6 protein-coding genes and 6 pseudogenes are annotated in these 8,852 nt (G+C 67.1%); 6 read left to right on the top strand and 6 right to left on the bottom strand.

The features are described 5' to 3' along the window. Positions 1-71: 71 nt before the first annotated feature. Positions 72-446, bottom strand: a complete 375-nt coding sequence (locus tag ABZV38_RS33180; RefSeq protein WP_356332148.1) for a DUF4328 domain-containing protein — start codon at positions 444-446, stop codon at positions 72-74. A 173-nt stretch (positions 447-619) separates the two neighbouring features. Between ABZV38_RS33180 and ABZV38_RS33175 the strand changes: the two are divergent. From ABZV38_RS33175 to ABZV38_RS33160, 4 pseudogenes are all read left to right on the top strand, one after another. After that, positions 620-1,662 (top strand): annotated as a pseudogene (locus tag ABZV38_RS33175) (IS1380 family transposase); the annotation flags it as partial. Positions 1,663-1,676: 14 nt separating this feature from the next. After that, positions 1,677-2,253 (top strand): annotated as a pseudogene (locus ABZV38_RS33170) (YihY/virulence factor BrkB family protein); the annotation flags it as partial. Next, a pseudogene (locus tag ABZV38_RS33165) lies at positions 2,254-2,532 on the top strand (phosphoesterase); the annotation flags it as partial. It lies immediately after the preceding pseudogene. 8 nt (positions 2,533-2,540) lie between these two features. Beyond that, a pseudogene (locus ABZV38_RS33160) lies at positions 2,541-2,842 on the top strand (SAM-dependent methyltransferase); the annotation flags it as partial. A 26-nt stretch (positions 2,843-2,868) separates the two neighbouring features. Here the strand turns inward: ABZV38_RS33160 and ABZV38_RS33155 are convergent. From ABZV38_RS33155 to ABZV38_RS33145, 3 genes and pseudogenes are all read right to left on the bottom strand, one after another. Next, positions 2,869-3,170, bottom strand: a pseudogene (locus ABZV38_RS33155) (transposase); the annotation flags it as partial. A gap of 33 nt (positions 3,171-3,203) precedes the next feature. Continuing rightward, positions 3,204-5,282, bottom strand: a complete 2,079-nt coding sequence (locus tag ABZV38_RS33150) for a restriction endonuclease (protein ID WP_356332147.1) — start codon at positions 5,280-5,282, stop codon at positions 3,204-3,206. Positions 5,283-5,601: 319 nt separating this feature from the next. Next, on the bottom strand, positions 5,602-6,243 hold the full coding sequence (locus tag ABZV38_RS33145; RefSeq protein ID WP_356332146.1) for an HAD family hydrolase: 642 nt from the start codon (positions 6,241-6,243) through the stop codon (positions 5,602-5,604). 453 nt (positions 6,244-6,696) lie between these two features. On the opposite strand from ABZV38_RS33145, the pseudogene ABZV38_RS33140 reads away from it, so the two are divergent. Both ABZV38_RS33140 and ABZV38_RS33135 read left to right on the top strand, forming a co-directional pair. After that, positions 6,697-6,888 (top strand): annotated as a pseudogene (locus tag ABZV38_RS33140) (hypothetical protein); the annotation flags it as partial. A gap of 74 nt (positions 6,889-6,962) precedes the next feature. Further along, complete coding sequence (locus ABZV38_RS33135) at positions 6,963-7,349, top strand: hypothetical protein (protein WP_356332150.1); 387 nt, start codon at positions 6,963-6,965, stop codon at positions 7,347-7,349. Between the two features lie 158 nt (positions 7,350-7,507). On the opposite strand, the gene ABZV38_RS33130 is transcribed toward ABZV38_RS33135, so the two are convergent. Then, the gene (locus ABZV38_RS33130; RefSeq protein ID WP_356332145.1) at positions 7,508-7,648 is read right to left on the bottom strand and encodes a hypothetical protein; all 141 of its coding nucleotides are present in this window, start codon (positions 7,646-7,648) and stop codon (positions 7,508-7,510) included. Between the two features lie 561 nt (positions 7,649-8,209). After that, positions 8,210-8,812 (bottom strand): SMI1/KNR4 family protein, encoded by a 603-nt coding sequence (locus ABZV38_RS33125; protein ID WP_356332144.1) that lies wholly within the window; start codon positions 8,810-8,812, stop codon positions 8,210-8,212. Between the last annotated feature and the right edge of the window lie 40 nt (positions 8,813-8,852).

Raw genomic sequence — 8,852 nt, 5'->3', positions numbered from 1 at the left:
TCAAGTCACTCACTGTGCGTCACATTCCTGGTGTCAGCCGGGGCCCGACCAGCACCCAACAAGATCATCTCTTACACAAGGAAGTGAACACCCTCGGGCGGGGCGTCCGACTGACTGGACGTCCAAATCTCAAGGGTGATCCGGAAGGGCATCCACAGGTTCGCAACCGGGATGAACCACCAGATCATTGACGACGCACGACCCTTCTGCGTTCGCTCAGGCCGAAACTTCCATGCCTTGTCCCGCACCCCCGAGAACCAGCCCAGGAAGAGGACACCCGCGCCCGCGAACGCGGCGAGCAGCCACCCCCAGAGGTTGCCCACCCACATTTCGGCCGCCAGCACGGGCTCTCCGTACGACATCTGTCCCAGCACCGCGTAAAGCCGCATTTGCGCGGCAAGGAGAGCGACCGCTACGGCGACGTTCAGCCCGACCGCGATGCACACCACAACTGCCGAACTCTTCACTAGGTTCCCCCGCGCTGACAGCCGCGCCCGCGCGGCTTGATGATCGGCAATGTATGCGAGCAGTTCCAGCCAAGTCCACCCGTTGGTTGGCGTCTTGGAGTGGCAGTAAGAAGTGCCTTCTGAGCTGGGACGATGAACCTTGTCGAGCGGTTCTGTCGTCGCCGGAGGAAGGCACTTTCTACGTGCAGGCTAGCGGTTCGCGTCCCAAGCTCGTCATATCCGCCGATGGAACGGGGGTGGTCGGGCACGCTGGGGCACGGCGGCTGACACACCTCGCCGATGCCACCGGACTGACGGGCGCATACTCTGCCGCGTTGCGGCCACTTCGGCCGCGCGGAACCGGACACGACCCTGGCCGCGTCGCCACAGACCTTGCGGTGATGCTCGCCGACGGCGGCGAGACCATCACAGATCTGTCCGTGCTACGAGATCAGGGCGCGGTATTCGGCCCGGTGGCCTCCACGCCCACGGCCTGGCGCCTGCTGGCCGCCGTTGATGAGGCCGTACTCGCTTCGATGCGAGCCGCCCGTGCTTCGGCGCGGGAGATCGCCTGGCTGCAGACTGCCGAACACGGCGGGGCATCCCTGCTGTGAAGGCCGGCGGACGTGAACTGCCCGGCCTGGTCCTGGACATCGACGCCACGCCGGTGACCTGCCACTCGGAGAAGGAACAGTCCGCACCCACCTACAAGGGCGGCTTCGGCTACCACCCGCTGCTGTGTTTCCTGGCCAATACCGGCGAAGCCCTGGCGGGGCGGCTGCGACCCGGCAGCGCCGGCGCCAACACCGCCAGCGATCACATCGCGGTCCTCGGCCAGGCCCTCGGGCAGATCCCCGACGCCCACCGCTACGGCACCGACATCCTCGTTCGCTCCGACAGCGCGGGCAGCGGAAAAGAATTCCTCGCCCACCTGCGGACCTTGCGCGAACACGGCCTGGACCTGCGGTTCTCGGTCGGATACGCGGTCACCGAGCCGGTCCGCCGCACGATCCGGGCCTTGCCCGAAGGTGTCTGGCATCCCGCCCTGGACCAGGACGCCACCCTGCGCGAGTCCGCCGAGGTCGCGGAGCTGACCGGCATGGTCGACCTGAATGGCTACCCGGCCGGCACCCGCATCATCGTCCGCCGCGAACGGCCGCACCCCGGTGCCCAACTGTCGTTGTTCGACCAGGACGAGGGCCTGCGGCATCAGGTGTTCCTCACCTTGCCTTCTCGATGGTGAACGTCACGACGGCGATGTGCCAGATCGAACGCGGTGCCAACCGGATCTACGGGGTCGAGCGCGACCGCCCCTTCCACCAGAAGTACTTCCGGGGCCTGGTGATGGCGCTGGCTGCCGGCATACCCCTGGGCATCGGGTTCATCCTGATGGTGGTCGGCGGCGACCTCGTCGCGGCTGCCGTGACGGTCCACGGTCCCGGCGACGGAGCCCAGGAACTCCCGGGATCTGCTGCGATGGCCGTGCGGGCTGCTGCTCGCGCTAATCTCCGCGAGCGCGATCTTCCGCCGCTCCCCGCGTCGCAGGCAACCCGGCTACACGTGGCTGGCGTTCGGGGCAGCCCTCTACCTGGTGCTGTGGACGGCGCTGACCTGGCTGCTCAGCCTCTATCTCTCGGTCAGCGGGTCCTTCGACACGGTCTATGGCCCTCTGACCGCCTTCATGTCGCTGCTGCTCTGGGCCTATCTGACCTCCATCGCCCTCTTTCTCGGACTGTCCTTCGCCGCGCAGTTGGAGGCCGCCCGCGCCCTGCGGCCCGGTCCTGTCCAACCCGATCCGGGAGCATGATTGGTTGTGCGAGTCACTGCCCTGCGGCTTCGTGAGCGCCGCGCCCGGGCAGCCGACCGCAGATACGGCCTCCGCCTGCTCGGCGCCGCCGCCGTCGCCGCGCTCTCCTCGGTGCCCTTCGGTCTTCTTCTGGTCCTCGTCGAGGGCAGATGGCGCCCGTTGCGCGCCATGGACGCGCGTGCAGCGCGGCAGCTGCACGACACCGGGCTCGAACACCATGCGTGGACGAGCGCCCTCCGCTTCGTGTCCGACTGGGTCTGGGACCCTGCGACGCTGCGCTGCGTGTCCACCCCACGCCGCCAGCATTGTTGCCGGTCGTGTTCAGCGAGTTCCACCGCACGCTCGCACCCGGCGGCCAGCTGATGGTTGCCGGTCATGTGGGAGCGGGTGAGCACCGGCGTCCGACGCAGGCGTACGGCGGCCTTCGGTGACATTCGAGTCCCATCTGTTGCCGCCGGATCGCATGGTCGAACTGCTGGAACAGGCCGGGCTGGTCGTCACCGCGCGGCTGGTGGAAGGGCCCGTCAAGGGAGGCGAGAGGACTGTCGCCACCTTCATGTCCAGCGCGAGCTGCCATTTCGGCCGGTGACGCTCTTCGTCGGGGATCCGGTGACGGGCCCGTCGGCCCGCCGCCTGGGGACCGTCCCAGCTGCGTGGCAGGAACAGCCGCCACGACAGCGGGCACGAGGCGGTGTCGGACGCGGCATGGACACTGACTCCGATCTGGCAGTTGCCGACCTTGCCACCGTGCCGGAGTACTGCCGGGCCACCCCGGGCGAGGAGATGCCGTCCTTCGGAAAGCCGATGTCGTCCATCCCCCGCACCTGCGGACGCACGACCGCCACCGCCCGGCGGGCCAACCGGCCGCCAACCCGGCACCTGCCCCACCTGCCCCACCTGCCGACAACCCACCCCATAGCAGCCCCACGACACCACCTAACTGAGCCCTACTAGGCCACGTCGATGCCGTACTCCCGGATCAGCTCCTCCAGACCCCCCTTGTACCCCTTGCCTCCGATGACGAACTCCCAGTTGCCGCTGGCGCGGCGGCGGAAGGACCCGAGTACCAAAGCGGTTTCGTCGGCACGGCCGTCCGAGACCTCTAGCCGGTCGAGCTCGGCCCCCGAGAGGTCCAGTAGTCGGATGCAAGCCTCGGTGAACCCGGAAAGGTCTGCCGCAGGATTGATGGCGGGGTCGACCGCGGCCACCAGGACGAGTCGGTCAGCTCTATCGGGCAGTGCGTCGAAAGACACCCGGATTGCAGCCTTGCCCGGTGCTGCAGCGGCATGCGCGCGGACCGTGCCGTCGGGTGTCCGAGGGTTGTTGAAGAAGACGAAGTGGTCGTCGTCCAGAACCCGGTTGCCCTGGCAGACGAGCGCGCACACGTCCACGGCGACGGTGCCCGACCAGGACATGCTGAGGATGTTGTGGTCATCCACCTCGTCCGCAGCATCCGACGCCGTCCGCTGGGCGGGATTCAAACGTCCGCCGGTGCCCAGTCGTCCATGCAGTCCGTGCCGGTGCAGCAGGTCGACCAATTCCCCTCCAGACACCAGTTCCAGGGGCTTGCCGTTGGCGAAGGTGTGCGAACCGGGGCCGAATCCGGAAGTCGTAACCAGTACGCCCTTATTGGCGCCGGCGTCCTGGACGGTGCCGTACAAGTCGCGGACGGCTGTCGGCGGCACGGTGTTGCGGTAGCGCTTCACCTGCACGACGATCTTGCCACCCCGGATCGGGGTCGGATCCAGCGCGTCGACATCCACACCGCCGTCGTTCGAGCGCTGAGTCGTCACAGCCTGCATGCCCATGGCGCGGAACAGATCAGCGACCAGCGATTCGAAGGCGATCGGATCCATCTCGTACAGATCCGGCTCCTCGTCTCCTCCGTGGGTGACGACACCGTTGCCGACATCCTCGGGCACCCGGCCAGGCCGTACTGAAGCGCGTTGATCGGGGCGCGAGGACAGCTGGCCTCGAAGTCCGTCCACCAGGCAATCGGCAGCGTTTACCTGCTCCAGATGGAGCTCGGCGAAGGTTGAACGCGAAGCCATGACGGTGGACAGGAAGACCTGCGCCTGTCTGCCCGTCGCCGGGTCATGGTCGTCCACGAACCCGTTCAACGCGACCGACTCCAGCGCGCCGAACTCATCCGCTGCGAAGAGGTCGTGCAGAACGAGGAGAACGCACTGCGCGAGCACGTCCCGATACAACGCTCGACGCTGCGCTGCCGGGCGCGCCGTCTCCTTGTCCTGATCCGCCGTCGGCATGTACCGCACCGACTTCATTTCCGGAATGACGTCGTACTTGGGGAGTTCCCAGTTCAGTACCAGCTGACGCGCAGCAGAGTCGTACGCAGCGGACACCTGACGCGGTAGCCCCTCCGGCCACGCGGCAGACGAATAGAGAGCAGCAGAAAAGTACTCCACCGCGGCCTCGGGATCACCGTTACGAAGTGCCGCTGTCATCTCGGCAATGCCGGCGTTGTGCCGCCGGATCTCCGCCAGCTGAGAATCGACCCACTGCTCGTACTGCTGCCGATACGCCGCCAACTGTTGCTGACGCTGTGCCTCTGCAGCCTGCGCGGCCTGCCAATCACGCTCGAACCGGGCCCGTGTTTCAGCCTGCGCCTGAGCTCGCCGGTTCGCCGTCCAACCGCCCTGTGCTTGGTACCGGTTCGGATCCGGCATCGCGATGGGGTAGGCGAGTTGCCCCGGGGAGAATGCCTCAATCTCCTCGGGACGGGTGAGCGTGGTGACTCTGAACGCTGCAGCCCGGCATCCGGCGGACAACAAACCCAGCAGGGACTCGACCTGGGCCTCCAACTCCTCCGTCCGGCGCCTGGCATCCGCATCTCGCTGCTGCCGATACGCCGCCCGCTGCTCACGATGACTGCGTGCCAGTTCCCGCTGGTAGGCGCGCTGCTGCCGTTCCATCTCACGCTGTTGCCTGGCTTGCGCCTCAAGCTGGCGTTGCTGCTGGCGTTGGGCCTCAGCCCAGATACCGACCAATCCATTGGAGCGACGACTCATGCGTTACAGGCCCCTCCCCCCAGAATCTCGGCGCCCCGCTCACCAAGTCCTGGCCCCACAACTAGCAGTAACGAGACGACTCTAGTCGGCAACCGGCAACTCGCCCAGTCACTCGCCACAGGCGAATCACCTTCGCAACTGGGCCGGACGGCCGAATCGCAGATGCACTACGCTCCCGGTCGGCGATAAGCCGCGACGGGTCCACGCCAAGAGCCGCTGCGATTGCGTCAAGGGTGTCGTCGGTGACGCCTCGCTCCCCTCCTGGTACGCAAACGGCCCCACCTGAACTCAAGCTCTCAGGTGGGGCCGTCTGGCTGTATCACTCGTTGACGATGCTGGTCAGTTCCGTGAGCGAGTGGATGGACCAGTCCGCGGCGGCAACGACGTCCGGGTCATTACCCCACCAGTTTCCCCACGGACCCCGGCGAATATGGGCCGTTCGCAGCCCCGCGGCCCTGGCAGGGAAGACATCGTTAACGGGGTGGTCGCCAACATAGACGGTCTCGTGAGGGGCAGCCCCAGACGCTTTGAGCACGCGCCGGAAGAATTCCCGATCCGGCTTGGCGACACCCCACTCTGCAGAGGTGACGACCAGGTCGGCGGGAAGGTCGAGCGCGCGCAGCAGGGCGCCGGCCTTCTCCGTCTGGTTCCCGGCGACGATGACACGGATGCCGAGCCCGCGGAGTCCGCCGAGAGTCGGCCGGACGTCCGGGTAAAGGTCCGCCTCGTCAAGGTGCTCACCCCGGCCAGCAGCTTCGCGCGCACGGTACTCGGCACCGACATCCATGCCCGGGCGAAGGATACGCAGGGCTTCGGCGTTGTCGCGGCCTTGGGTGACGACGGCGCCGACGAGGGCACTGAGGGTGTGCCGTGGGACGTCGAGCCAGTCGGCCCAGGATGCCCAGTAGCGGTCGTCTCGGGTGAGGGTTTCTCCGACGTCGAAGACGATGGTCTGAATCACGTGCCGACCCTACGTGTGGGCGCGGTGGCAGTCCCCCGCGAATCCCGTTCGCATGCCCCCAACTCCTACTGATGGCACCCCTGTGGCTCGCCGGCCGCGGTAAACGAGGACATCCGCGCGCTGTGGGAGCGGTCGGGTGGGCGCCTGTCGCCGGAGGGTGCTGCGGAGTACGAGCGGCTGCTGGTGGAGTGGGCGGCCGCGGTCCGGGCGGAGGTCGTCGAGGCTGCCTGACCTGCGGCGATCCGGCTGATTGTCAGTGCAGCTCGGGCAGGACGTTCTCGACCTTTTCGAGGTCTTTCCTCAGCGGGTCCATGAGAGAAAACTCATCATTGATTAGAGATTAATGTCTAGAATTTTCTAATCGTTTCTAACGCTCTCCGGGTTGAACTCGAACGCGCGCCCGATCTGCCGCCTGACCTGCCCCGCCTCCGCACGCTGCGGACCTGGCACGCCATGTGGGTGGACCGCATCGACGAGGCGATTGCCGCGGCCGAGCAGCAGAGGCGGGAGAAGCGGCGAGGTGAGGAGGCCCGTCCACCCACCCCGGACTGGATTGTCGAGCTCGGCATCGGCGTAAGCGCCCGACCCATCGAGGTCCACGTACGCGGGTACTACGCAGCCGGGAAGCGCCACCGGGCCATCACCCACCAGCAAGCCCTCGCCGCCCTCGCCGACGGGATCCGGGCCTGCATCCACTGCGGCCCGACACCGAGCTCGCCGTGGCCTTCCTCGCCGAGTGGGACAGATCTCTGCTCACGTCAGAGGAACAGTGGAGGCTCGCCCGAATCAGGATCGGTGGCTTGCCGCAGAGCGACGGCATCCAGACCGAGGACATCCGGGTCGCGATCGACCACGCAGTAGCCGTGACTGTGACCTGCTACGAGCGAGTAACGACGCTGGGCCCCGAGAAGGTGGAAGAGGCGGCGCATGAACTGCTGCAAGATCTGCACGAGTTGCGTATCCCCGTGTGGAATTTGAGCGGACCACCAGGGGCGCGCCAGCGCAATGCACGACGCGTGGACCCGTGCCCGTCGCTCGATGCAAGGCCAGAATTCGTGACCGCGGTGCGAGAGGTTCTGCAGACCCCACCGAGGCCGCGCGCCTGACGCAGCAGACCGCTCCGCCGCCGTTACGAGGTCCGGGGTTGGAAGGTAAGGGGCTGCAACGGTGCTGGAAACTGCTCTTCCTTCGGCCGTCGACAGCCGGCGCCTGAACCTGGAAACAGAAGCGCCCCCGCCACCCAGGAGGGCAGCGGGGGCATCCGTCACTCGGGTTCTTCGACGGGCGGGATGTCGGGCTCAATGAACAGCCCGGCGTACTGCGGCGCCGGCGGCGGGCCGGCAACGGTGCCACCCGTCCGTGGTTCCACGCGCCGCTGCACCTGACGGGGCGGGGCATCAGCCATCGAGTCTCCTGTACATCGCAGTAACCGTAAGAGCCCCCAGGCCAAGCAGATTGCGGGACCGGCCCGAGAACGGTGTCTCTGCACCAGGACGGCGGCACACCAGGGCATCCGGATCATCCGGTGGGGCATGAAGAGAGTATCCGTCCGGGCAGGTCTGCCCGTCGGCGCCATCCTTGCCGTCCGCGCCCGGCGGGCCGGCGTCGCCTCTCGGCCCGCCGGGCCCACGACGGACTGCCCGTCCGTACCTGCGGCGCCCGTTGGCTCTGGGATGCCGACGCCAGCAGCGCCGTCTTCACGGTCGGTGCCGGCGCCGGCCATCGGCAGTCCCATCAGGTCCAGGTCGGATACGATGTCCTGCGGCCTGGCGTGCGTCTTGATCCAGGCGACCTGCCCGCGCCGGGCGGGCCGGTGACGACGTAGAGCACGTAGGTACCCTTCACACGGGGGGTGCCGTGAGCGATCGCGAAGACTCGTACGACGACAGTGAGTACGAGGCATTGGCCGCAGAGGGAAAGCGGCGTGCTGGTGCTGCTTGTGCCCAGACTTTTGTGGCTGACGGGACTACATGCCGCGCTCCGGGCCGCTCCACGGCTCCGGGCGTGCGGTGGCGGACATCGGGAGCCGCCGCAGTTGCACTGGACCGGGATGGAAGGCTGAGCTGTTGGGACCGGCCATGTCCTCGCCGGTCACGTAGCGATAGAGCCATTCAGCGAAGCTCATGTGGTACTCGACCCAGCCGAACCCTCCAGTTTCGACCAGGAGCCGTGGGGTGACGGATCCAGCGGCGAGGAAGATGGTCTCACCACGGTCGGTGCTCGCGATCGGCCACAGTCCGTCAGTGGTGCCGAAGCTCAGCTCCTTGAACCCGAACAGCAGGCGGGGATCCTCGTCCGCACCGAGGTCGAGTTCGTCCCAGGGCACCTCGGACCACGCCCGAATCGTGTCCCGGATCCACTGCCACAGGTTCCATCGCTCGGTCGCCGGATGGGACAGGTACAGATGGCCGTTGAGGTGAATCGGAGCGTATGCGTCGACGATGGCCTGGTAGTCGGAGGGCAGCTGTATTCCGAGTACTTCGTGAAGTCGGTCCCAGGCGGACGGGTCTGCATAGCGGTTCTGGGCCGGGCCGAGGATGGCCATGGTGGCGGCCAGGTAGTCAGGCATGAGGTACCTCCCTCAAAGACGCACCTGGCCAACGGCGTAA

The sequence above is a fragment of the Streptomyces sp. NPDC005181 genome, from assembly GCF_040608395.1.
Classification (GTDB): domain Bacteria; phylum Actinomycetota; class Actinomycetes; order Streptomycetales; family Streptomycetaceae; genus Streptomyces.
This window is presented reverse-complemented; position numbering and strand designations above follow the sequence as displayed.

Bases quoted from the DNA above. Each gene is read 5' to 3' on its own strand.
- ABZV38_RS33125 (WP_356332144.1), bottom strand. From the start codon at position 8,812: ATGCCTGACTACCTGGCCGCCACCATGGCCATCCTCGGCCCGGCCCAG.
- ABZV38_RS33130 (WP_356332145.1), bottom strand. From the start codon at position 7,648: ATGGCTGATGCCCCGCCCCGTCAGGTGCAGCGGCGCGTGGAACCACGG.
- ABZV38_RS33150 (WP_356332147.1), bottom strand. From the start codon at position 5,282: ATGAGTCGTCGCTCCAATGGATTGGTCGGTATCTGGGCTGAGGCCCAA.